Annotated in this window: 20 protein-coding genes, 1 pseudogene and 1 riboswitch; of the genes and pseudogenes, 14 read left to right on the top strand and 7 right to left on the bottom strand. The window is 49.8% G+C overall.

Features of this window, described 5'->3' with window-relative positions; all coding sequences use genetic code 11:
- Positions 1-576: 576 nt before the first annotated feature.
- Positions 577-2,199, top strand: coding sequence for an FMN-binding glutamate synthase family protein (locus ACQKDS_RS03875; protein WP_399666050.1), 1,623 nt, complete (start codon positions 577-579; stop codon positions 2,197-2,199).
- A 102-nt stretch (positions 2,200-2,301) separates the two neighbouring features.
- Here the strand turns inward: ACQKDS_RS03875 and betA are convergent, their stop codons facing one another.
- The 3 genes from betA to betI all read right to left on the bottom strand — a co-directional run bounded on the left by betA (position 2,302) and on the right by betI (position 6,251).
- Positions 2,302-3,972 (bottom strand): choline dehydrogenase, encoded by a 1,671-nt coding sequence (betA, locus tag ACQKDS_RS03870; protein WP_399666047.1) that lies wholly within the window; start codon positions 3,970-3,972, stop codon positions 2,302-2,304.
- A 187-nt stretch (positions 3,973-4,159) separates the two neighbouring features.
- The gene (betB, locus tag ACQKDS_RS03865) at positions 4,160-5,632 is read right to left on the bottom strand and encodes a betaine-aldehyde dehydrogenase (RefSeq protein ID WP_399666043.1); all 1,473 of its coding nucleotides are present in this window, start codon (positions 5,630-5,632) and stop codon (positions 4,160-4,162) included.
- 22 nt (positions 5,633-5,654) lie between these two features.
- Positions 5,655-6,251 (bottom strand): transcriptional regulator BetI, encoded by a 597-nt coding sequence (betI, locus tag ACQKDS_RS03860; protein WP_399666041.1) that lies wholly within the window; start codon positions 6,249-6,251, stop codon positions 5,655-5,657.
- Positions 6,252-6,480: 229 nt separating this feature from the next.
- Here betI and ACQKDS_RS03855 point away from each other — a divergent pair, with 229 nt between their 5' ends.
- From ACQKDS_RS03855 to eno, 4 genes are all read left to right on the top strand, one after another.
- On the top strand, positions 6,481-8,520 hold the full coding sequence (locus ACQKDS_RS03855) for a choline transporter (protein WP_399666038.1): 2,040 nt from the start codon (positions 6,481-6,483) through the stop codon (positions 8,518-8,520).
- A 240-nt stretch (positions 8,521-8,760) separates the two neighbouring features.
- Positions 8,761-8,835: riboswitch (Fluoride riboswitch) on the top strand.
- Between the two features lie 102 nt (positions 8,836-8,937).
- Complete coding sequence (locus ACQKDS_RS03850) at positions 8,938-9,840, top strand: manganese-dependent inorganic pyrophosphatase (protein WP_399666034.1); 903 nt, start codon at positions 8,938-8,940, stop codon at positions 9,838-9,840.
- Positions 9,841-9,843: 3 nt separating this feature from the next.
- A complete protein-coding gene (locus ACQKDS_RS03845; RefSeq protein WP_399666242.1) occupies positions 9,844-10,269 on the top strand; it encodes a universal stress protein in 426 nt (141 codons plus the stop codon).
- A gap of 14 nt (positions 10,270-10,283) precedes the next feature.
- Complete coding sequence (gene eno, locus ACQKDS_RS03840) at positions 10,284-11,570, top strand: phosphopyruvate hydratase (protein WP_399666031.1); 1,287 nt, start codon at positions 10,284-10,286, stop codon at positions 11,568-11,570.
- Positions 11,571-11,991: 421 nt separating this feature from the next.
- On the opposite strand, the gene ACQKDS_RS03835 is transcribed toward eno, so the two are convergent.
- Together ACQKDS_RS03835 and ACQKDS_RS03830 are read right to left on the bottom strand one after the other, a co-directional pair.
- The gene (locus ACQKDS_RS03835; RefSeq protein ID WP_399666027.1) at positions 11,992-12,630 is read right to left on the bottom strand and encodes a LuxR C-terminal-related transcriptional regulator; all 639 of its coding nucleotides are present in this window, start codon (positions 12,628-12,630) and stop codon (positions 11,992-11,994) included.
- 392 nt (positions 12,631-13,022) lie between these two features.
- Positions 13,023-13,838 (bottom strand): transcriptional regulator, encoded by an 816-nt coding sequence (locus ACQKDS_RS03830; protein ID WP_399666024.1) that lies wholly within the window; start codon positions 13,836-13,838, stop codon positions 13,023-13,025.
- A gap of 589 nt (positions 13,839-14,427) precedes the next feature.
- On the opposite strand from ACQKDS_RS03830, the pseudogene ACQKDS_RS03825 reads away from it, so the two are divergent.
- A pseudogene (locus ACQKDS_RS03825) lies at positions 14,428-14,730 on the top strand (transporter); the annotation flags it as partial.
- Positions 14,731-14,817: 87 nt separating this feature from the next.
- Complete coding sequence (locus ACQKDS_RS03820) at positions 14,818-15,348, top strand: GNAT family N-acetyltransferase (RefSeq protein ID WP_399666021.1); 531 nt, start codon at positions 14,818-14,820, stop codon at positions 15,346-15,348.
- A 102-nt stretch (positions 15,349-15,450) separates the two neighbouring features.
- Here ACQKDS_RS03820 and ompX read toward each other — a convergent pair whose 3' ends face one another.
- Positions 15,451-15,969 (bottom strand): outer membrane protein OmpX, encoded by a 519-nt coding sequence (gene ompX, locus ACQKDS_RS03815; RefSeq protein ID WP_399666018.1) that lies wholly within the window; start codon positions 15,967-15,969, stop codon positions 15,451-15,453.
- 395 nt (positions 15,970-16,364) lie between these two features.
- Here ompX and rhtA point away from each other — a divergent pair, with 395 nt between their 5' ends.
- The gene (rhtA, locus tag ACQKDS_RS03810; RefSeq protein WP_399666015.1) at positions 16,365-17,252 is read left to right on the top strand and encodes a threonine/homoserine exporter RhtA; all 888 of its coding nucleotides are present in this window, start codon (positions 16,365-16,367) and stop codon (positions 17,250-17,252) included.
- Positions 17,253-17,336: 84 nt separating this feature from the next.
- Here rhtA and ACQKDS_RS03805 read toward each other — a convergent pair whose 3' ends face one another.
- On the bottom strand, positions 17,337-18,281 hold the full coding sequence (locus ACQKDS_RS03805) for an omptin family outer membrane protease (protein ID WP_399666013.1): 945 nt from the start codon (positions 18,279-18,281) through the stop codon (positions 17,337-17,339).
- A gap of 726 nt (positions 18,282-19,007) precedes the next feature.
- On the opposite strand from ACQKDS_RS03805, the gene dps reads away from it, so the two are divergent.
- The 6 genes from dps to ybiO all read left to right on the top strand — a co-directional run bounded on the left by dps (position 19,008) and on the right by ybiO (position 24,898).
- A complete protein-coding gene (dps, locus tag ACQKDS_RS03800) occupies positions 19,008-19,514 on the top strand; it encodes a DNA starvation/stationary phase protection protein Dps (protein ID WP_399666010.1) in 507 nt (168 codons plus the stop codon).
- Positions 19,515-19,647: 133 nt separating this feature from the next.
- A complete protein-coding gene (locus tag ACQKDS_RS03795) occupies positions 19,648-19,914 on the top strand; it encodes a DksA/TraR family C4-type zinc finger protein (RefSeq protein ID WP_399666007.1) in 267 nt (88 codons plus the stop codon).
- A gap of 374 nt (positions 19,915-20,288) precedes the next feature.
- Entirely contained in the window at positions 20,289-21,029 is a 741-nt protein-coding gene (gene glnH, locus ACQKDS_RS03790) for a glutamine ABC transporter substrate-binding protein GlnH (RefSeq protein WP_399666005.1), read from the top strand.
- A gap of 111 nt (positions 21,030-21,140) precedes the next feature.
- Positions 21,141-21,800, top strand: a complete 660-nt coding sequence (gene glnP / locus ACQKDS_RS03785; RefSeq protein WP_399666002.1) for a glutamine ABC transporter permease GlnP — start codon at positions 21,141-21,143, stop codon at positions 21,798-21,800.
- Positions 21,797-22,519: a glutamine ABC transporter ATP-binding protein GlnQ gene (gene glnQ / locus ACQKDS_RS03780; protein WP_399665999.1), complete on the top strand. Its 723-nt coding sequence runs from the start codon at positions 21,797-21,799 to the stop codon at positions 22,517-22,519. The genes glnP and glnQ overlap by 4 nt, the downstream gene beginning before the upstream one ends.
- Before the next feature lie 144 nt (positions 22,520-22,663).
- Positions 22,664-24,898: a mechanosensitive channel protein gene (gene ybiO, locus ACQKDS_RS03775; protein ID WP_399665996.1), complete on the top strand. Its 2,235-nt coding sequence runs from the start codon at positions 22,664-22,666 to the stop codon at positions 24,896-24,898.
- Positions 24,899-24,923 lie beyond the last annotated feature (25 nt).

Genomic DNA, 24,923 nt, shown 5'->3' with positions numbered 1-24,923 from the left:
ATCAATCGACAGTAGAGGTGATAAACAAATAAAAATAATATTGTTTAGAATTTATCAAATTACTGAAATTGAATATTTGTGTTTTTTTCATTAAAAAATTATTACAATCACGTGAAAATGACTCATCATAGATAAATGAAAAATCCATGACGCACTCAATCACTGCTGGTGAGTCATGCTCTTATTGTTATTTCAATTTCGATATTTGTGATGCTATCGCTATTAATAACCAAAAATATACCCCATACAATTTTCTATCGTACACCTATCAGTCTTTGTTTTATCGCCATCATCGCCTAATCAGTACCATCAAACACGGGATAGCGAATAACCTTCCTTTGAGTAGATACGCCAATCTCCCGCCGGTAGCGGCAAAAAAATGCGTAAGTAAACAGCGTACAGGGTGCGCCAAGGTTAATATTTTGTAAAAAATAATAAACTCGCAGTCACCGCCACATAACTCTCTTCGACGTTAGTTAAAATTCTGACTCGCGTTTCCGCCCGTGGGCAACACTATCCACCTTCTTTGCCGCTATAGCATGTCGCCTTGACTCACAATGAACATCAGGAGAGGTTATGAAGTCATCCTTATTCAGCCGTTATACCTGCTTTGTGTTAAGCATCACGATCGCACTTGCCTGTTTATTCACCGCCTTCGATCGGCCCGTATTCTGGTGGCCCACGCTGGTTTTTGCTGCTTTGAGTGCACTGGGTATCTACGACCTCAGCCAACAGCGCCACGCAATTTGCCGTAATTACCCGATCATCGGTCGTCTGCGCTTCTTCTTTGAGTTTATTCGCCCCGAATTACGTCAATATTTGTTGGAAGAAGATGATAAACCGCTGCCGTTCTCCCGCTCGCAACGCACCTTAGTGTATCGCCGCGCTAAAAACGAAATGGGTGATAAACCCTTCGGCACTATGTTGGATGTTTATCAAATCGGTTATGAGTGTATTGGTCATTCGATGTGCCCCGTGCCCGTTGCAGACCCCACCGGCTATCGTGTCACGATAGGTGGCGCAGACTGTACTCAGCCCTACTCTGCCTCTCTTTTTAACATCTCCGCGATGAGCTTCGGTGCACTTTCCGCCAATGCGATCCGCGCACTGAATCAGGGAGCGGCAAAAGGCAACTTCTATCATGATACCGGCGAAGGTAGCATTAGCCGCTATCACCGCGAACACGGGGGCGATTTGGTGTGGGAAATCGGCAGCGGCTATTTTGGCTGTCGCACAACCGATGGCCATTTTGATGCACAGCGCTTTGCCGAGCAGGCGAATACGCCTCAGGTGAAAATGATTGAAATCAAACTCAGCCAAGGGGCAAAGCCGGGCCACGGCGGCATCTTACCGGCAAACAAAGTCGATGCAGAAATCGCCGCGACTCGGGGCGTACCGGAGGGACAGGACTGTATTTCCCCGTCAGCCCACAGTGCCTTTAATACCCCGATCGAAATGATGACTTTCATTAAGCAATTGCGCGAGTTGTCAGGCGGTAAACCGGTTGGGTTCAAACTGTGCATTGGTCATCCATGGGAGTTTGTCGCTATCGCCAAGGCGATGTTACAGACCCATATCTTGCCGGATTTTATCGTGGTTGATGGCAAAGAGGGGGGAACAGGTGCAGCACCGCTGGAACTGTCCAACTATATGGGGATGCCGCTGCGTGAAGGATTACTGTTCGTGCATAACACGTTAGTCGGCTGCGGGCTGCGCGATCGCATCAAAATCGGGGCCAGCGGTAAGATTATCAGCGCCTTTGATATTGCCAGCGTACTGACGCTGGGCGCGGATTGGGTTAACTCGGCACGGGGATTCATGTTCGCCGTCGGCTGTATTCAGTCGCAAAGTTGCCACACCAATCACTGTCCAACCGGCGTCGCCACGCAAGATCCGCTACGTCAGAAGGCGTTAGTGGTAGCCAATAAGGCTGAACGCGTGTTTCATTTTCACCAAAATACGGTGAAAGCCCTGGCAGAGATGTTAGCCGCCGCAGGTATTAGCCGACCGGAGCAGTTAACGTCACATCATATGCTACGCCGTATCACCTCAAGCGAAATCAAAGTGTACGCCGATATTTATTACTATCTGGAGCCGGGTGCCTTGCTGGAGAAACAGATTAAAAGTGATTTTTACGCGCGTATGTGGCGAATGGCGACGCCAAGTAGCTTTGACGCGCAAGCCATTGTATTAACCTAATAAGAGGACATGGATGGCCCCCTCGCTTTAGGGAAGAGCCTTGGAGGGGGGAGCTTGCTACAGCAACCCTCCCCGTGATGGCGAGAGGGCGCGTTTGGAACATTACTGTGGCTTACGCACGGGCGCATCACCCGCAACATAATAGTCGGCCGAGCTACGTGCTAATGGCGTACGATTACGAATACGATCGGCAATCTTTTCCGCAATCATAATCGTGGTTGCGTTCAGGTTGCCGGTGATGATCTGCGGCATTATCGAGGCATCAACCACGCGCAGCCCTTCCATGCCATGCACACGCCCCTGCCCGTCAACCACCGCCATGTCATCCTCACCCATTTTGCAAGAACATGACGGATGGAAGGCCGTCTCTGCGTGTTCACGGATAAACGCATCCAGTTGCTCATCGGTGGTGACGTCAGCGCCTGGGCTAATTTCACGCCCGCGGTATTCATCCAACGCCGGTTGCGCCATGATTTCACGCGTGATGCGAATTGCATCGCGGAACTCTTGCCAATCCTGCTCGCTGGACATGTAGTTGAACAAAATACTCGGGTGCTGGCGCGGATCTTTCGATTTGACCTGCACGCGGCCACGGCTTGGCGAACGCATTGAGCCAACATGCGCCTGGAAGCCATGCTCTTTGACCGCATTGCTGCCGTTATAGTTAATCGCCACCGGCAAGAAGTGGTACTGAATGTTCGGCCAAGCGAACTCTTCGCGACTGCGGATAAAACCGCCAGCTTCAAACTGATTGCTGGCACCAATGCCAGTACCGTTAAACAGCCATTCCGCGCCGATTTTCGGCTGGTTAAACCACTGCAATGCCGGATACAACGACACCGGTTTCTTGCAGGCGTATTGTAAATACATTTCTAGGTGATCCTGCAGGTTTTCACCCACCCCCGGTAAATCGTGCACCACCTTGATATCCAAACTTTTCAGCAGGCCTGCCGGGCCCACGCCCGAGCGCTGCAAAATTTGCGGCGAGGCGATCGCTCCGGCACACAACAACACTTCGCGGCGCGCACGCGCCGTATGCAGCGCCTTGCCTTCACCTTTAAGGTAGCTCACGCCAATCGCACGCTTACCGGAAAACTCAATGTGGTCGGTCAATGCATGGGTCACGATCGTCAAGTTCGGGCGGGAACGCGCCTGATCCAAATAACCACGGGCGGTGCTGGCGCGACGGCCTTTTGGCGTCACGGTACGATCCATCGGGCCGAAGCCTTCTTGCTGATAACCATTCAGATCGTCGGTACGCGGATAGCCTGCCTGTACGCCCGCTTCAATCATCGCGTGGAACAGCTCATTATTACCCGCTTTTGGCGTCGTTACGCTCACCGGCCCTTCGCCACCGTGATAATCATTGGCCCCAATATCCCGGGTTTCCGCTTTGCGAAAATACGGTAGGCAGTCCAGATAACTCCAATCTTGCAAACCCGGCGCCGTCGCCCAGTTATCAAAATCCATCGCGTTGCCGCGAATGTAGCACATGCCGTTGATCAGCGACGATCCGCCCAAGCCTTTGCCACGCCCACACTCCATGCGACGATTATTCATGTGGGGTTCAGGATCGGTTTCATACGCCCAGTTATAGCGACGCCCCTGTAATGGATAAGCCAACGCGGCCGGCATTTGGGTACGGAAATCCAAGCGATAATCCGGGCCACCGGCTTCCAGCAGCAGGACGCTGACATCGGCGTCTTCCGTTAAACGGGTAGCCAGTACGTTGCCGGCAGAACCGGCACCGATAATAATATAATCATATTCCATTAACTCTCTCCTTATCCTCTAGGTGTGGCACTGCGCAGCAGGGTTCAACAACCGTGACGTTGTAAACGCCGAAAATCCCCGCGCTGGCTGCAAGATAAACTCCATTGAGGATAGATAGATAGGCTCAAGAGCTTGTGGGCTTTCGTCGATAAAAGCCCAGCAAGCCCATACCAAGGTGGGGCGATATTTAGAACACTGAACCGAATTCGCCCAGCTCGACCTGTACCGATTTGATTTGCGTGTAATGTTCCAGCGTCGTCAGGCCGTTTTCGCGCCCCACGCCAGAATGCTTATAGCCGCCGACCGGCATTTCCGCCGGTGACTCACCCCAAGTATTGATCCAGCAAATACCGGCTTCTAACTGATGAATCACGCGGTGTGCACGGTTCAAATCGCGAGTCACTAATCCGGCCGCCAGGCCATAGGTCGTGTCGTTGGCACGTTTGATCACTTCCTCTTCGCTCTGATAGCTGAGGATACTCATTACCGGCCCAAAGATTTCCTCACGCACAATCTCCATCTCATCGCGGCAATCAGTGAACACCGTCGGTGCCACGTAGGCGCCTTGGGCAAATTGACCGTCAGTCACCCGGTCTCCACCACAAAGTAGACGTGCTCCACTACGCTTGCCGCTTTCAATAAAGCGCAGCACCGATTCCATATGCGGGAAGCTGACCAGTGGCCCGAAGTTAGTGTTCGGATCGAGCGGATCGCCCAAGCGAATCCGTTTAACCCGTTCGAGGATCTTGCTTTCAAACTGCGCTTGCAGTGCGGCAGGCACAAACACGCGGGTACCGTTGGTACAAACCTGACCGGAACTGTAGAAGTTGGCCATCATGGCGATGTCTGCGGCACGATCCAGATCGGCATCATCAAAGATGATCAGCGGCGATTTACCGCCCAACTCCATGGTGACGTCTTTCAGCGTGGAGCTAGAGGCATTCGCCATCACTTTTTTGCCGGTTTTCACACCACCGGTGAATGAGATCTTGGCGATACCCGGATGATCGGTCAGGTACTGCCCCACTTCCGCCCCGCTGCCGGTCAGCACATTGAATACGCCGTCTGGCAGCCCCGCTTCGCTGTAAATTTCAGCCAGCTTAAGCGCCGTCAGCGACGTGACTTCACTTGGTTTGAAGATCATCGCGTTACCCGCAGCCAGCGCCGGGGCCGATTTCCACAAGGCAATCTGGATCGGGTAGTTCCATGCACCAATGCCCGCCACCACACCAAGGGGTTCACGGCGCGTGTAAACAAAGGCGGAGTCACGCAGCGGGATCTGTTGGCCTTCAATGGCCGGAATCAGACCGGCGTAGTATTCCAACACGTCGGCACCGGTAACAATATCGACCGCGGTAGTTTCAGACAGCGCCTTGCCGGTATCGAGCGTTTCCAGCTCGGCCAACACATCATTGCGCTCACGCAGAATATCCACCGCACGCCGTAAAATGCGTGAACGTGCCATCGGTGTCATCGCCGCCCATACCTTCTGCCCGCTGGCTGCACTCGCCACCGCACGGTTGACGTCTTCAGCGCTGGCAGCCTGAACTTCAGCGATCACTTCGCCATTAGCCGGGTTAACTGCGTTGAAAGTTTTCCCCTCGGTACTGTCTACATAAGCACCATGAATATAGAGCTTCTGTAAGCCAAAACGGGACATAGGTTCTCCTTTATTGCTGTCCTCAGGGCGGCGTATGCCCCCGGAGTTGAAACATAATGTAGTCAGTCGTCAGCGTTAACGCCTGGGACTGATTGAAATCGGCGCCACGCAGCGCACTGCGCAACCACAATCCATCAATTAACGCCGCAAGCCCTTTTGCCGCCAAGCGCGCCTCGGCTTTCGGCAAAACGCGCTGAAATTCGGCACTCAAATTTGAGTATAAACGACGGCCATTGACCTGTTGCAGCCGGTTAAGCTGCGGTTGGTACAGGCTGCTGGCCCAGAATGCGAGCCAGGTTTTCATCGCGGCGCTGTTGATCTGGCTGTCGTCAAAATTACCGGCAACGATAGCCTGCAACCGCGAGGCTGGGCTTTGATCTTCCAATGCCTGCAACCGCAGTTTCACTGCTTCACCCAAATGGCTGATTAAATAGCGCATTGTGGCTTCCAGCAGGCCGTTCTTATCCTTGAAATAATGACTGATGATGCCGTTGGACACGCCCGCCCGACGCGCAATTTGCGCAATCGTGGCATCGTGCATTCCTACTTCGTTTACCGCCGCCAACGTGGCATCAATCAGTTGCTGCCTACGTATCGGCTGCATTCCTACTTTTGGCATGGCTCCGACTCTTAAAATAGGTCTTAACGCTGACCATTAAACTTTTTTTTGATTGAACGTTCAATAAAAATTGAATATATTTTATTGCCACTTGGTTACAAAAATGTACTTTTCGGTTGTGGAACTGGCTGATTTTTGTGAGATATTTAACGAATCTGACCAAAATCAGTGGCTGTCAGCGGTTCGCTATCGAAGTAATTTTGGTTGTTAAATACCTCAGAGGAAGACGATGACAACACACGACACCTCCTCAAAACCACAACAGGACCGATTGAATCCTGTGGTTTTTTTCATCTCCGCGGGGCTAATTTTAGCCTTCTCGCTGATGACAATTTTCTTCACTGATTTTTCCGGGCAATGGCTCACGCGCACCCTGAATTGGGTTTCAACCACTTTCGGGTGGTATTACCTGCTGGCCGCAACGCTGTACATCGTCTTTGTGGTGTTCATCGCGGCGTCACGCTTTGGATCGATCAAGCTTGGGCCGGAACAGTCCAAACCTGAATTTAGCCTATTAAGCTGGGCAGCCATGCTGTTCGCCGCCGGGATCGGCATCGACTTGATGTTCTTCTCGGTCGCCGAGCCAGTGACTCAGTACATGATGCCACCGGAAGGCCAAGGCCAAACGTTAGAGGCAGCGCGGCAGGCAATGGTGTGGACACTGTTCCACTACGGTCTGACCGGGTGGTCAATGTACGCATTGATGGGGATCGCGCTGGGTTACTTTAGCTACCGTTATAACTTGCCGTTAACCATCCGCTCGGCGCTGTACCCCATTTTTGGTAAACGCATCAACGGGCCAATCGGCCATAGCGTAGACATTGCCGCCGTTGTCGGCACCATTTTCGGTATTGCCACCACCTTGGGGATTGGCGTAGTACAGCTAAACTACGGCCTGAAGGTGCTGTTTGACTTACCGGAAAACCTGACGGTGCAGAGTGCGTTAATCTTGCTTTCGGTCGTCATGGCGACTATTTCGGTGACCTCCGGGGTCAATAAAGGGATTCGCGTACTCTCCGAATTGAATGTCTGGCTGGCAGTTGGCCTGATGGCGTTTGTGCTGTTCTTCGGCAACACGGAGTTCTTGCTCAATGCGTTGGTGCTTAACGTTGGCGACTACATCAACCGCTTTATGGGCATGACGCTCAACAGCTTCGCTTTCGATCGTCCAGTAGAGTGGATGAACAACTGGACGCTGTTCTTCTGGGCTTGGTGGGTTGCTTGGTCACCGTTTGTTGGCCTGTTCCTGGCGCGTATCTCACGCGGGCGCACCATCCGTCAGTTCGTGGTGGGTACACTGATTATTCCGTTCGTGTTTACCCTGCTGTGGCTGTCAATTTTCGGTAACAGCGCGCTTTATCAGGTTATTCACGGCAACATTGGCTTTGCTCAGGAAGTGATGCAGTATCCTGAACGCGGCTTCTATAGCCTGTTGGCGCAATATCCCGCCTTTACCTTCAGCGCGTCGGTCGCCACCATCACCGGTTTGTTGTTCTATGTTACCTCGGCGGATTCCGGTTCATTGGTATTGGGCAACTTTACCTCACGACTCAGTGACATCAACAATGATGCGCCAAACTGGCTGCGCATCTTCTGGTCGATCGCCATTGGCCTGTTGACCATCGGTATGCTGATGACCAACGGCGTTTCGGCATTGCAAAACGCAACGGTGATCATGGGGCTACCATTCAGCTTCGTCATCTTCTTCGTGATGGCCGGATTGTATAAATCGCTGCGGGTTGAGGATTACCGTAAGGCCGGTGCGTTAAATACCTCCGCGCCAACGCCAATATCCAGTAATGATGTCCTGAATTGGAAACAGCGTCTGTCACGGGTCATGAACTATCCGGGTACCAAATACACCCAGAGAATGCTCGACCAAGTGTGCCGCCCTGCAATGCAGGAAGTCGCCCGCGAGCTCAAACTGCGCGGTGCCAAGGTGGAATTCAGCGAAGTGCCGCCTAGCGAAGACGAGCGTTTACCGCATCTGGAGTTGCTGGTGCGCCTGGGTGAAGAGCAAAACTTCATCTATCAGATCTGGCCGCAGCGTTTTTCTGTACCGGGCTTTACCTATCGCGCCCGCGCCGGTAAATCACACTATTACCGGCTGGAAACCTTCCTGATGGAAGGCACGCAAGGTAATGATCTGATGGATTACAGCAAAGAGCAGATCATCGGCGATATTCTTGATCAATACGAGAAGCACATGAACTTCTTGCATATTCATCGTGAGGCACCGGGTAACACACTGACGTTCCCAGACATGTAATGCACGTTGCGGGTGGCAGTTGCCACCCGCATGGCGTGATGCGGTTGGGGGGGGCTGGTGTTAAACTCCGTCCCAACGCACCGGCTAAAGACACTTCCTACTTTATTTATTCCGCTCGACACCTGAATAAAAATCCTGTTTATTCAGCCCAATACGCCATAGATGTGGCAATGTTGAATTAACAAGGAACGGCCGCAACGCACAACGGTGATTGCGCGGGTATAAAATTTCCCCTATAGTTTCTGCCAAGGTGATGGTGTTCCACCTTTCCCAACCGCCGCGCTGTCCAGCGCGGATGATGACGCCTGATATACATTTTTTGCTTTTTCCTTAGGCACGTATGTCAGGTATTTCTATGAATAAAAATGCGCGTTTTGCCCTGTGTTCACGCTCCTTCGCTGTTGCTAAGGAGACGATATGATTTACGTAATGGGTCATCGCAATCCAGATAGCGATAGCATCTGCAGCGCTCTGGTTACCGCAGACTGGTTAAACCACCTTGGAAAACCCGCGACAGCTGTTCGTTTGGGTGATATCTCTCCCGAAACCGCCTATATCCTGAAGCAGGCGGGCATCAATCAACCTGAATTATTAGCGGACGAACTCAACGACAAACAGGTCTGGCTGGTCGACTTTAGCGATGTCGAGCAGGGACCGCCTTCTTTAGCTTTCAGCGATATCGTTGGCATTATCGATCATCATCGTTTAGGCACGGTGATAACGCGAAATCCCCCTGATGTCTGGATCCGCGCTGTCGGCTGTTGTGCCACCGTCCTGTGGCAAATCCTCACCCTTGAAAGCACGCTACCCATTTCTGCCACTCAGGCCACCTTGATGTTAGGGGCAATATTGAGTGACACCGTGGCACTGACGTCATCGACAACCACCCAGCAGGATATTGCAGCCGTACACGCTTTATCCGCCCTCAGTCACCGGGACTATGATCTCTTTGTGCAAGGATTGCTGGCCGCCAAAACCGATCTTAGCGGGCAAACGCCCATGTCTCTGCTGATGAAAGACGCGAAACGCTATCAAATAAGCGGTCTGAGCGTGCTGATCTCTCAAATTGAAGTGGCATCGCTATCGGCAATAGACAGCATGTTGCCCGATCTCTTGGCTGCCTTAGCGGTACAAAGCAAAGAACCCGGTCTGGCTATCGCACTATTAGTGATTACGGATATTTTTCAGCAAAACTCAACGCTGTATTTCTCAGGGAACAATGTGCTGGATCTGGCCAGCCTCTCTCTTCCCAACGCGATCAGTCGAAAAAAAGAGATCTTGCCATGGCTGACAACCGCCGTCTCACTCGCCATAAGGTAATCAATATCTATGTATCAACATGCTCTGTTATTACTTAACAATGAAACAGACGGCCGTTTTTTGCTACAAGGCGTCGCCCGTCGCTTTTACCAACAAGGAACCCGGATAACCCTTGGGCATCTCACCGAGGATTATCGCGAACTCGATATCGGTTCTGATGCCTTTATCAAAGACCGCCAGTCGGCTGAAATTATTGCCGCCAAAGCCATGCTAAGTCGATTGGTTAAATCCGCCCGTTTTCCTATCGATGTGAAAGAAATCGTCACCCTACATCGTATTAAGGATGTTGGAAGTTATGTCGCCGAAGCGGGGATTGATTTGGTCATCATGGGACATAAAAACCGGCTGTTTGGCGCGCTATCTTCACGTTCTAGCGAATTTATCAATCATCTCTCTGTAGATGTATTGATTAAACATATTACCCACTGATATTCGAGGTTTATATGAGCTTTATTATTGAAAAAATCGTCGCCCGTGAAATTCTTGATTCAAGAGGAAACCCAACCGTCGAAGTTGATGTCTTTAGCCAATGCGGTGCCATGGCCAGAGCATCCGTGCCATCAGGAGCCAGTACAGGCTCGCGTGAAGCCATCGAACGTCGTGACGGTGATAAAACACGTTTCGGCGGCAAAGGCGTCCTCAATGCGATCAACAGTATTAATACGGAGATCAACGCACATCTGCAGGGGCATGACCTACGCGATCAGCGTGGCATCGACAACGTGATGCTTGCCCTAGACGGTACCGATAATAAAGAAAGACTCGGAGCAAACGCCATACTGGGCGTCTCATTAGCCGTTTCCCGGCTTGCGGCCCAGTTATCACATATGCCGCTGTACCGTTATCTCGGCGGAATTGGCGCAAACCTGATGCCAGTTCCCTGCATGAATATCATTAACGGAGGCGTTCATGCGCGTAACCAAGGCGCTGATTTTCAGGAGTTTATGATTGCCCCTTACGGCGCACCGACCTTCAGGGAGTCCGTGCGCTGGGGAAGTGAAGTCTATCAAGCACTCCGCCAGGTTCTGCTGGCAAAGGGCCTGTCCACCGGCGTCGGCGACGAGGGCGGCTTTGCGCCTACCGTATCATCAAACCGGGAACCCCTAGAACTCATTGTTCAGGCGATAGAAAAAGCCGGCTACCGGCCTGGTGAAGATATTGTTATCTGTATGGATCCGGCATCCAGCGAGTTTTACCGTGATGGTAAGTATCAGTTGCGTACGGAAAATGCTGAGTTGTCCTCGCAGGAGATGTCTGGCTACTACCAGACCTTAGTTAAAGATTTCCCTATCGTATTGATTGAAGACGGTCTTGCGGAAGATGACTGGGCAGGCTGGAAAAGTTTGTACGCTATGTTAGGCGAACAGATAGAATTAGTGGGTGACGATCTGTTTGTCACCAATGTGAAGTATATACAGCGCGGCATTGATCAAAACCTTGCTAATGCCGCGTTAATCAAACTGAATCAGATTGGCTCTTTGAGTGAAACCTTTGACGCGGTTCAACTCTGCCATGAAAATAATTGGGGCGCTTTTATTTCACACCGCAGCGGAGAGACCGTGGACAGTTTCATCGCCGATATGACAGTCGCGCTGCGTGCCGGCCATCTCAAAACGGGTGCCCCCTGCCGCGGCGAACGTATCGAAAAGTATAACCAACTGATGAGAATAGAAGACCAACTCGGTACATCCGCTCACTTTGCCGGAAAGTCGGCGTTTAAAAAACATTAACAGAACCATTAACCCTGGCCAATCAGGCCGGGGTTAATTTACCGTAAACCGTCACGCTATCGGATTTATTATACTTAACTGCATTATTGAGGTTGCAATCGCATCCCTCATGCCTTTGGGCTTCCCGGTCTGCTAAAGCGTTATTTTTGTCATTGAATAGCGCGCTATCAACCATTATTTGACCGCCCGCGCGATCATACATCATCTGTTCAAACTAAAAACATCAGCCAATAATGTACCAGTGTTATTATCACCATAGGAAACCGCGCTAACATCGGTCTTAAGTTTATTAAACCAGACTTAAAGAAATCTTAATTAAATAATTAAAACCACCGTAGCGCTTATTTTAGACCGCCACATAGTTTTACGCACAGTACACGACTAATGATACGTCACCGATATAACAAGCAGTACAGAGTGACTACGCACACTTACGGAATGCCAGCAGCATCATGATAAAGTCCATCTGCTTAATACAAACCTTATGCGAAATGTTCAATTTGTGACTGCTGATCGTTTTATACGTTCGTCGTGTCGTCGTGGCAATGCGTTGTGGCGTTAGCCCTGATACCATCAATGCTAATACCTGCCATTCCGTGTTTGAGAACAACTTGACTGGCGCAGGCAGCGGATGTTGCTCAATGATGCGTTTTATCTCTGGGCTCTGATACCCTAGCGCATAACGCGCGGAGGTAATTCCCGTGAGGATAAACTCTAGCCGCTCACGTTTCGATACTAAAGAAATATTCGGTATCGTCGCTAATAGGTGCAAAATACTGTAATTTTCTACATCAGTAAAAACCACCCAAGCGGTGTCTGGCCAACGTTCTTTTGCCTGTAATATATAACGAACACCTTCATATAAACGCTCATGAGTGCCGTACAGCTCCATCACTACCGTTTGCTGAGGTTGGCATCGCAACGCTTCATTTAACTCATTAAGGCTAGAAACTTGCTGAGAATGGATAATATCCGGCTTTAAGAAGTATGTCAGACCCAAATTAATCCACGGTATCGCGTCATAAAATATAAAGTGACCGGCACTGATTGTTTTTTCCATACAATCCCTCGATAATTACTTTCCAGTTGCAAATTCACTTTTATTTGCAGCTGAAAAATAAATATTTATAATTAATCGATTTATTAAAAACCAAATTTAAACATTAATTAACGCGTCGTGTTTACCCTAAATAATCCGTGTAACAGGAAGGCGATAAAAAATGACAAGTCGATCGAGCTCTCATTGAAACAGCACTTGCTAACTACTCAAAAACAGAAAAACACATTTCATCGTTCCTATACGCTGGAAAAATCAGTAAGGCGGGCGGCAACGCCCGCAATGCTATAACACAAAGGTAGACGGACTTGTTTCAAGCCAAACACAATGATGAGGTGAGCCAATACGGGCATTACTAGCATGAATGCCTCTTTACCTTATCGTTATTGACCCAACTACGGTAATTGTTCATCTTGTAAGCCGTAACACATCTCAATATGATGTTCTTGTAAGATTCTACACTTCATTAAGAACAGCCTTGATATTCCAGAAATGTAGGAACGGATCTGGTTGCTGCGCACCACGAGTAAATACTCTTCACGATTACAGCGCGCTGGCTGATTGTCAGCATATGCCAAAATATCGCGATTAAGCGCTGAGCTTGCGGCAATTGTTTGGCTCGGCGCCAAAACAAAAATTTTACAGCTGCTGGTTTCACCAATAAACCGCTCTTCCTGTTCCCCAAACCCTGTGACGAAAAGCGCCCCCCCAGCGACCAGAACAACGGTAAGTGCCAGCACACCGCAGAACATCCCCCAACGTCGCCCTGCGCGCCGCGCTGGTTGAGTTCTATTAAGCCTCACACCCGATGCCGACATGCTCGATGAAGGCGAGGTGAACGATTTTCTCGTCTCAAGCGGCATTTGGGGAGCCTGATCCTCGTTCTCAATCGCAATATCTTGGCTGAGCATAAAACCCACTTTAGGGACGGTAATAATCACCTCTTCATCAATTCCCAGCATTTTCAGCACTCGGCGTAACTTGCTGACGCATTGATTGAGATTATTATTACTTGAGATCATACCGTACTCATCCCACACCTTGCGGAATATCACCTCGCGGCTGACCGGCTCGCCACGATGGGCAATCAATAACAGTAACAGTCGTTTTGACGGATTTGAAATAGGAAGCGGATCATCTGAAAAGTCCTTTAAATTCAAGCTTCCGGCATTCGCATCAAAAAGAATATGTCCATTAATTCTATATTTCATGCTATCCATTATTATATTTATTACCTGGGGAGAATGTTATATAAACATCAAACGATGTATCAAATGTTAATTATTAATGCTATTTATTGTTATTTATTAGATGTTTTTTGGGTTATTTTTAAACGTTAAGCCTGCCATCTTTCGCCTTTTTGGCGTAAGAAAATTCTCACTCAACGTGGACAAGATTATACAACAAAAACAATCATTGATATATTTAAGTGATAAAATTATAATTTTTAGTGTTTTATTCCAACAAGAAAATAACTTAAGCATTACTTCAGAATAAACAACTACCTCTGATGTTTTTTTAATATAAAGCAACCTTCAATAAATCTAAATAAGATCGAATTATCTTCACACTTTATAATTCTTGATATACCCCTGTACATGCCAAGGTTAAACAAGCGTATTTTTTATACATAACATACGATTTTGCACGCGGGTGTTTAATTTATTTTTTAGTGGCCATCGGCGAGATATTCGCTTGTAATATCGCCCCACTGGCATTATCAGGCAGGTTATCATTGCTAATCATCGCATCAAACACCCTGATGGGCAGAGCCAGGTAGGTTGCGATTGGCCACATTTCGATATGTCGCTGGTTCCGGCAGCGTTTCTCATTTCTCTGGTTTTGCGCGCCTCACAAGGTTCCGCCACGGTAGCTATCCTAACGACGGCCAGATGACTGTCCGAAGCGGTCAGCGGCCTGAGCGCGATTCAGTTAGCGTTGGCCACATTAGTCAACTGTTTTGGCGGGTCAGGGCTATCACACGTTAATGACTCCGGTTTTTGGATCGTCATCAAATATCTTGGCTTATCCGTTGCCGATAGTTTAAAAACCTGGACGGTATTGACCACCGTACTTAGCATCAGCGGATTCTTGTTTACTTGATTGATAGAGTTAATGGTATAACGCTATCTCTATCACACAGTTATGGACAACGCTTCAACGTTGCCCAATGTTATTAAGGAATGCAGCATGAGCAGAGCAAACGCCGCGCCGCGATTGGTGACGGAGCGCCTGATTCTGAACGCCCATACCTTAGACGATTTCGACGATCTGGCCGCAATGTGGGCCGATCCGCAGGTCGTTCACTATATCGGCGCGACACCGCGCGATCGTGAAGACAGTTGGGCACGTCTATTGCGCTATACCGGCCTCTGGCCATTATTGGGATATGGTTATTGGGCGGTGCGCGACAAGGTGAGCGGTACCTATCTTGGCGATATCGGTTTTGCCAACCATCACCGCACGATCGCTCCAGCGTTAGATGCACCGGAAATGGGCTGGGTGTTGACCACGGCAGCGCAAGGCAAAGGCTATGCTTTCGAAGCGTTGCAGGCGGCGCTCAGTTGGGCGCAGTCGCACCTGCCGGACCGTAAAAGCGTTTGTATTATTTCGCCGGAAAATCGTGCGTCACTGACGCTGGCAACCAAGATTGGCTTTAGCGAAAGCTATCGTTCGGTCTACCACCAACAGCCGATCATCGTGATGGCACGCTCAATTTAGGCGCGGTGACGATTAAACAGGTCGAATCGCAGGCAAAAAAAATCCGCCCGAAGGCGGATTTTTGTCGCAAGTGCCACCAACGTGGCTCACTAGCGGAAATTCTTAGAAACGGTAGCCTACGCCAACGCTCCAGATACCAACGTCCACATTGCGGATGCGGCTCTGCTCGTAACCGACGTCCAGAGCAACTTCCTGGATTGGGTTGAACTGCAGACCAGCACCGTAGCTGAAGCCGTAGTCGCTGCTGCCGCCACGGGTAGAACCGTTTTGAGCGTTATCAACGTTTTTACCGTAGCCCACACCGATTACACCGTAGATGCTCGCCCAGTCGTTGAAACGGTAAGCTGGACCTGCGGTGATAGAGTTGTACTGAGCTTTCTTGTATTGGCCCGCTTCAGCACGATCTTTTTCAACGTGAGTGAAAGAACCGATAACACCCAATGGGTTGTTGTCGAACTCGTAACGATATTTCAGGTTGAAGCCGTCTGCTTTGTTAGCAACACCTTGAAGGTCGCCTTGAGCATAGCCACCGGTCACGGTGCTCTGACCAGCGAAAGCGGTACCTGCGGTCACTGCTAATACACAAGCTGCTACTGCGGAAAGACATGCAATTTTTTTCATAACCACCTCAAACGCGTTTTATTATTAAGTAAATCCATTTGTTCATGCATTGAAAATATAGCAAAAATCAGCGTGAAACTCTGCCCCAAAATCATTGTCTAACACTTAGTATCGTGTAACAGAAAATTTCAAGCACAGTGTATCTTCTTAATTCCGTTAAATTTTCGGGCGTATTCTATCCTTTTATGTGACAGAAATCACCTATTTAATATCCAGATTATTCTCAACGAATAGCGCATTTTTTGCTCTTTTACGCGCATTTTTATTTAACAATCGTTTAAATATCTGCATAGTTCGCTTTTCTCAGACACAAACTGGCCATTTCTATTACACTCGATTCCTCTGCGTTAAGGTTCTGCTCCCGGTGCTAGTGGAGCATATAAAAGGCTAAAAGGATGTCTTCGTCTGTTACTACAAAAGCGTCTTTGACGTTGCTGCCAATTTGTCTGTTGATCGTGGCAATGGTGTCCATTCAGGGGGGCGCATCGTTGGCAAAAAGTTTGTTCCCGATCGTCGGTGCCGAAGGGATCACCACGCTGCGTCTGAGCATGGGGACATTGATCCTGTTTGTTATCTTCCGCCCTTGGCGCATGCGCTTTGCCGTCGGCAGCCGGTTGCCGTTATTGATATACGGTTTGTCTTTGGGAGCGATGAACTACTTATTCTACTTATCGCTGCGTACCGTGCCGTTAGGGATTGCCGTCGCCTTGGAATTCACCGGCCCGCTGGCGGTCGCGATGTTTTCATCACGTCGGATAATTGATTTTATCTGGGTGGCGCTGGCGATTACCGGCCTGTGGTTCTTGCTACCACTTGGCCATGGCATGGGCAGTATCGATCCGTTTGGTGCCGCCTGCGCATTGGGTGCCGGGGCATGCTGGGCGATATACATTATCTTCGGTCAAAAAGCCGGTGGCGATCACGGGCCCGGCACCGTTGCGGTTGGTTCGTTGATTGCGGCAATCGTTTTCTGCCCCATTGGCGCCTGGCAAACCGGCAGCGCGCTGTTCAACCTTGATATTTTGCCCGTGGCATTCGCGGTGGCGATCCTGTCAACCGCACTGCCTTACTCGCTGGAAATCATCGCCCTGCCTAAAATTCCTGCCCGCACCTTTGGCACGTTAATGAGCCTTGAACCCGCGATGGCCGCACTTTCCGGCATGCTTTTCCTGAACGAGCACTTGAGTAGCGTGCAATGGTTGGCGCTGGCCGCGATTATCACCGCGTCAATGGGCGCAACGCTGACCATCAAACCTAAATCAAGATTAGAAAGCCTGACTTAGCCTTTATCATTTGGCCGTCAATCAGCCAGGCGAAATTATAAATAACAATGATAAATGCCGGACGAATACTCCGGCATACTGTATTTAGAAAGCGTACCTTAGGCCAACTGAGGTCATAAAATTATAGCTTTCAATACCGCTACTGTTCGCTGCGCCATTTATTTCCCCTGTTTCGTTATTATAAGCAGACAAACTGCCTCGTTTGTTGGTTGTGCGGTTCCAGACGCCCTCCATATAAATTTTTGCATTGGGCGTCAAATAATAACCAACATTCCCGGCAAGAGAGTAAAAATTCTGGTTCTTAATATTCGCTTTGAAGGTGGTATTTGTCAGGTAATGTTCATCGTTGTCAGACACTCGTGCCCATCCACTGTATTTAACGCTACCGCCGAGCTCGAAATCTTGATAACGATAGCTCCCTACAAGACCGATATACGGCATTTTAAAACGCTGCTTGTAGCCGATGACCGTCACCCCGGCTGGGAAAGATCCAATATCAGGTAAGCCAGTGTCTTCATCAGTGTAATGGTAAGCTCCGCCGCTAGCGTTGAAGCTATAGCGGCTTTCCTGATAACCCACCATCGCGCCAAAGCGATAGGTGGGTTCGTTTAATAACCATCCTTTTACGTTGAGATCGAATTCATTTGCATAATTTAAGCGCGTATTAGGATGCTTACTCTGGTCTGTCCATGCTTCCTGGCTGTCATCCAGCCAATCAGTATCATCCATATAACCACCACGGCTGGCAATCGTTGTCCAGCCTGAAGCGCCGATTGATACCCACGGCATTAAATCCCAGTCAAGCGAGCCTTTAATGATGGCTGCATGACTGTATTTCCAGTTGAGTTGACTGTTTTTATGCCCACCAAAGTCTGGGTCGTAAACCCGCTCCTTGGTTTTACCGCTAAGGCTTCCCAAGCCTATGTCCCCCGAAAAACTCTTTGGCGCAAAAATACTCTTATCAACATCCGCTATAGCGGAAAAAGAGACAGACACGGCGATGGTGAGAGTCACTATTGAAATTTTCATTAACCTATATCCCTATGAATTAATCATGAACAATGGCTTTATGTTAGCTATGACGTAACAAGTCAACAACTAACCACTGAACGTTGAGGTATTGTTTAACGCCACCTGCCATACGCAATTTTATGCCCTATAATATATCCCTAAACATGAGTGTCATTCCGCAGGACAGCAGCTTCTACAACTTTCCATTCCCAACCGAATGCCCAGCCAAGCTTAAAAACACGGTGCATCGTTATCAAGGAGACAGTGATTAATACGGCGATTAACGTCACCATTATTCTACCCTTATGGTCCGCCAAAAAGCTTTAACAGAAGCTAAACATGATCAGAAAACATAGTTTTTTAGGGCAATCGCTATTGAATAAAACGGAGGGAGCAATTAACCGTGAGTGATCGGGTATTAAACACGACGGCATTCAGTATAAACAGATCAACACCCTGAACCAAACAAAGACAAATATAGCGCAAACCAAATTATTATTAATATTTATCACGCCGGGATGATTATTTACATCAACGGCCTATCAGAAATCAGTAAAAATAAAAAAAACGATATAGATTATTACATTAAATTTAACCTTCAATACTATACGCCCGATCTTACGCATAAACCAATGGGTTAAACCTATTTAACCCATAGCCTATTTCATCCTGCAAAATGCCATATCATTGCTATAATTATCTCGTAGCAATTTGGGACAACGACTAATCAAGAGGATATCAGCAATGAGTACCGCTAAACTGGTTAAAACGAAATCTTCTGACCTGCTTTACACACGCAATGACATGGATGAAAAAACCAAACTGGCTGCCATCAAGGCATTGAATCATCAGGTAGTGCAGTTTATCGACCTGTCGTTGATCACGAAACAAGCGCACTGGAACATGCGTGGTGCAAACTTTATCGCCGTACATGAGATGCTGGACGGCTTCCGTACCGCCATCACCGAACACCAAGATACTTTTGCTGAACGCGTGGTTCAACTGGGCGGCGTTGCACTGGGCACCGTGCAAGTAGTGAATGATAAAACACCGCTGAAAAGCTACCCAACGAACATTCACAGCGTACAGGAACACCTTAAAGCACTGGCGGATCGCTACGGTATGGTCGCCAATGACATTCGCAAGGCGATCACCGAAGTAGAAGATGAAGACACAGCTGATATGTTCACTGCAGCATCACGCGATCTGGACAAGTTCCTGTGGTTTATCGAATCCAACATTGAGTCATGATTAACGTCGTGCCGCCGGCATGATGCATCAACAACAGGTTGACGCTGCGGCTCAACCTGTTGTTTTTTTCATTTGATATGAACACGGCATACGCCGTGTGCCTTTGAGGTTCCTATATCCCGGAGGTAACGCTATGGCAAATGGTTGGGCAGCCGAAGGGGCTGTACAAGATCAAATTGACTCGACCGTCGATGATGCCGTGCAGCGTGCGCGTCAAGCGCTTGGTCACGGCGAAAGTGCCCAGTATTGTCAAGAATGTGGTGAGGCGATTCCGCAAGCGCGACGCTTGGCATTACAAGGCGTGCGTTATTGCCTGGCCTGCCAGTCCGAGTTAGATAAACAACAAGCGGCGAACAGCCTGTACAATCGTCGTGGCAGTAAAGACAGTCAACTACGCTAACGGCGAGACGCATTACCGCAAAACCAACGTCCGTTGGCAGTGAGCACTCGCCAACCCAACGTCAACTATTTCTCCTACCCTGCCTTTATATGTGCGAAAAGTTAGATTTAGTTATCACTATTGATGCAAAATTGTTAATTATTGGTTGTTTCTCGCCCGTTATTTAGTTAATTATAGTCCCGTGCACCACTCGCTATCGATAGCACCATTTTGGGGCGTCATTTTGGTGCGCAATAATAAATATTCGCCTAGTCGGCACAATATCACATCACAACCCCTTGTTTTAAAAACAGTTGTAACTATGGCACGAATCTTCCATAGCGATAATGCATTAAAAAATGGGTAAACCACAACCTGTACAGGAAATTCCTCTTATGAAGTCAATTTTTAACGTCTCACTGGCCGCACTCTCCCTGGCCTTTGCCGTCAGTTCACACGCAGCGGACAAACTGGTCGTCGCTACCGACACCGCTTTCGTTCCATTTGAATTTAAACAGGGGAATGAATATGTCGGCTTCGACATCGATCTGTGGGCCGCGATCGCTAAAGAATTGAAAATGGATTACACCCTGAAACCGATGGACTTCGGCGGCATCATTCCAGCGTTGCAAACGAAAAATGTTGATCTGGCGCTGGCGGGCATCACCATCACCGACGAACGTAAAAAAGCCATCGACTTCTCAGACGGTTACTACAAAAGCGGGCTGCTGGTCATGGTTAACGCCAACAATGACAGCGTGAAAAGCATCAAAGACCTGGATGGCAAAGTGGTTGCGGTTAAAAGCGGCACCGGCTCGGTGGATTACGTCAAGCAAAACGTAAAAACCAAAAACCTGCGTCAGTTCCCGAACATCGATAACGCCTACATGGAGCTCGGTACCCAGCGGGCAGACGCCGTGATTCACGACACACCTAACATTCTGTACTTCATCAAAACCGCGGGCGCAGGCAAGTTCAAAACCGTCGGCGATTCGTTGGAAGCACAGCAATACGGCATCGCGTTCCCGAAAGGCAGCGACCTACGCGAAAAAGTGAACGGTGCGCTGAAAACGCTGCGTGAAAACGGCACCTATAACGAGATCTATAAAAAATGGTTCGGCACTGAACCTAAGTAATTCGGGACATCTATCAACCGATAACGAATTAAGCGCAGAGCCGCATGGTTGCCCTCTGTGCTTTGTTGTATCTGATGCCCACAGCGTGTGGGATCACCGGGAGAAAATATCATGCAGTTCGACTGGAGTGCCATCTGGCCCGCTATCCCCATTTTGTTAGAAGGCGCCAAGATGACCCTGTGGATTTCGGTCCTCGGTCTGATTGGCGGCCTGTTTATCGGCTTGATCGCCGGTTTTGCCCGCACTTACGGCGGTTGGATTGTCAACCACATCGCACTGGCATTTATCGAAGTGATTCGCGGCACGCCGATTGTGGTGCAAGTGATGTTTATCTACTTCGCCTTACCTTTGGCATTTAGCGACTTGCGCATCGATCCGTTTACCGCAGCGGTCGTCACCATCATGATCAACTCCGGTGCCTATATTGCTGAAATCACCCGTGGTGCCGTGTTATCGATTCATAGTGGTTTTCGTGAGGCCGGCTTGGCTTTGGGGCTGTCGCGCCGTGAAACCATCCGCTACGTCGTCATGCCGCTGGCACTGCGCCGTATGCTACCGCCGCTTGGCAACCAGTGGATTATCAGCATCAAGGATACCTCACTGTTTATTGTGATCGGCGTCGCCGAGCTAACGCGCCAAGGGCAGGAAATTATCGCCGGTAACTTCCGCGCGCTGGAGATTTGGAGCGCCGTGGCCGTTATCTATCTGATTATTACGCTGGTGCTGAGCTTTGTTCTGCGTCGTCTGGAAAGAAGGATGAAAATCCTGTGATTGAATTTAAAAACGTCTCCAAGCACTTTGGCAAAACCCAGGTGCTACATGATATCGATCTGAAGATTAATCAGGGAGAAGTGGTGGTGATCATCGGGCCTTCTGGCTCGGGTAAATCCACGCTGCTTCGCTGTATCAATAAACTCGAAGAGATCACCTATGGCGATCTGATCGTCGACGGCTTAAAGGCCAACGATCCCAACGTCGACGATCGGCTGATTCGCCAAGAAGCAGGCATGGTATTCCAACAGTTTTACCTGTTTCCCCATCTAACAGCACTGGAAAACGTCGCCTTTGGCCCACAGCGGGTACGTGGCTTGAAAAAAACCGCGGCGGAAAAATTAGCCCGTGAACTGCTGACAAAAGTGGGATTGGCGGAACGTGCACATCACTATCCCTCTGAACTGTCCGGTGGGCAGCAACAGCGTGTAGCGATTGCCCGCGCACTGGCGGTAAAACCGAAGATGATGCTGTTCGATGAGCCCACCTCAGCGCTCGATCCTGAACTACGTCATGAAGTGCTAAAAGTGATGCAAGATCTGGCCGAGGAAGGCATGACCATGGTGATCGTCACCCATGAAGTGGGCTTTGCGGAAAAAGTCGCCTCTCGCCTGATCTTTATCGACAAAGGCCGGATCGCACAGGATGGCGATCCCCACACGCTGATCAATCATCCACCCAGCCAGCGCTTGCAAGAGTTCCTGCAACACGTTTCTTAATCTCCCACAGCCTTACCACGGCGGCTCATCTTAGCCGCCATTTTTTTAGCACACTTTCCTACGCCGCGTGCCTTAACACGCCCTACTCTATTGACTGTTTTGATAACATTTAACACGCACTCACCGAGCGACAGGAGATCCACGATGCCGCCACATGCCCAGCGCCGATTCAGTTCCTCTCTGCGAGAACGCCTGCTTTATCCGCTGCTCGTGTTGATCGTTTTGCTGATTGCTCCCCAACCGGGTTTCAGCGCAGCTCCAACGGCAGAGCATACGCAGCAGCAATCCAGCGCCGCATTAATAAAGCTATTAGAAGATGACAACGCCCGCGCAGAACTCATTACACAGCTCAAACAATCGAGCGGAGAAACGACGCCCGCCCCCACAAAGGACGATGCGCCCGCGTCTCCCGCGACGCTGAGCGACAGCCTGAGCGGGTTGGCGCAAGACAGCCTCAATACCTTGAACCAAAAGCTGTCTGGGCTGCAAAAAGTGATCGATTCCGGCCCTAAACATCCTTTCAATAGCACCACCTTTTTCCGCGCTTTGGGGTATTTTTTACTGACAGTGGCATTTACCTTCGCCATTTTTCATCTGATCAGGCGGCTGGTTAGCCCACTGTACCAACTGATAGGCAGTTGGGGTCACCCTATCAGGCTGCAACGCCGGCCGTGGTATCAATTACCGATGGCGATCCTTTGTGCTTTCGTGATCGACTTACTGGTGTTGGGGCTGGCGTTAGCCGCAGGTCACCTGTTCGCCCAGTATGTCAACGCCAGCAGCTCGGTCATTGCCCGCCAGCAAACCTTGTTCCTCAGTGCGTTCGCGGTGATCGAATTCTTCAAGGCGGTTTTGCGGCTGATCTTTGCGCCTAACTTTGCTTATCTGCGTCCTTTCCCTTTCAGTGATGCCAGTGCCCATTATTGGAACCAGCGCCTTGCCTGGCTAAGTGGTCTGATCGGCTATGGTTTGATGGTGGTGGTGCCGGTGATCGCAACCCAAATCAGCTATCCGGCCGCCGCGGTTGCCAATCTGCTGATCATGCTGACCTTGACCGGCTACGCCCTGATGCTGATTATGATTAACCGCAAACCCATTCAGCAGCAAATCAACCTGCTGGCAGAACGTTCAATGGCCTTTTTCAGCGTGATCTTGCATGGATTGGGGCACGTTTGGCATCTGTTGGCGATGGCTTATTTTCTGGTGCTACTGGTGCTTTCACAGTTTGAGTTAGGTAACAGCCTGAGCTTTATGATGAGTGCGACAGTGAAAAGCCTATTGGTGGTCGGCATCGGGGCGCTGCTTTCCGGGATGCTAACGCGTTGGATCTTCCGGCGCATTACGCTGCCAGCCGACGTTAACCGCCGCTATCCGATGCTAGAACGCCGCATTAACGCCTACATTCCCAACGGTTTGAAAATCCTGCGTATCATGGTGGTATTGACGGCCACGCTGTTTCTACTCGATGCCTGGCATCTGATCAATCTCTACCAATGGGCCAACAGCGAGGGCGGGGCGCGCATCATTAGTGGGTTAGTGCATATTCTGCTGATTCTGGCGGTAGCCGTGGTGAGTTGGACGATCATGGCCAGTATTATTGAGCACCGCCTGACGCTGGAGTTGAGCAACGGCATGCGTTCAAGTGCGCGTGAACGCACCCTGCTGGCGTTGTTTCGCAACGTACTCGCCATTGTGATCAGCACCATTACCGTGATGATTGTTTTGTCGCAGGTCGGCATCAACATTGCCCCGCTGCTGGCGGGTGCCGGCGCGCTGGGGCTAGCCATCAGCTTTGGTGCGCAAACGCTAGTAAAAGACGTGATCACCGGGGTATTTATTCAGTTTGAAAACGGCATGAATACCGGCGAGTACGTCACGGTCTGTGGCATTACCGGCACCGTGGAGCGCATGACTATCCGCTCGATCGGGTTACGCGATGACTACGGCGTCTACCACATTGTGCCCTTCTCCTCGATCACCACCCTCGCGAACTATGCACGCGAGTTCGGCGTATACCGGGCTAATTACACCGTCAGCCGTGAAGAAGACATCGACCGCGTCAATGAGGTTCTGCATCAGGCGGTGAAAGCGCTGCAACAGGATGAGCAGGTGAAGCACTTCCTGATTGGCGAACCGGTATTTAACGGCGTGGTGGCGTTGGGCGATCGCTCATTTACCACCCGCATCACGGTACGCACGCAAGCATTGAAACAATGGGTAGTGCAATATGCGTTGGATCGGCTGGTGAAGATGCATTTTGATCGGGCGGGTATCACCATGCCGCAACAGGCGGTACAGTTATCTTATGCGCCAGATGACGCCCCACCCGCGGAAACCAACGCCAGATTGCCGAACAAACCGCAAGAAAACCTCGGCTAACGCTCAATGACAGGCTCTCACTTCG

Source organism: Serratia sp. NPDC078593, assembly GCF_050268245.1.
In the GTDB taxonomy this organism is placed as follows: Bacteria; Pseudomonadota; Gammaproteobacteria; order Enterobacterales; family Enterobacteriaceae; genus JBNNGK01.
This window is presented reverse-complemented; position numbering and strand designations above follow the sequence as displayed.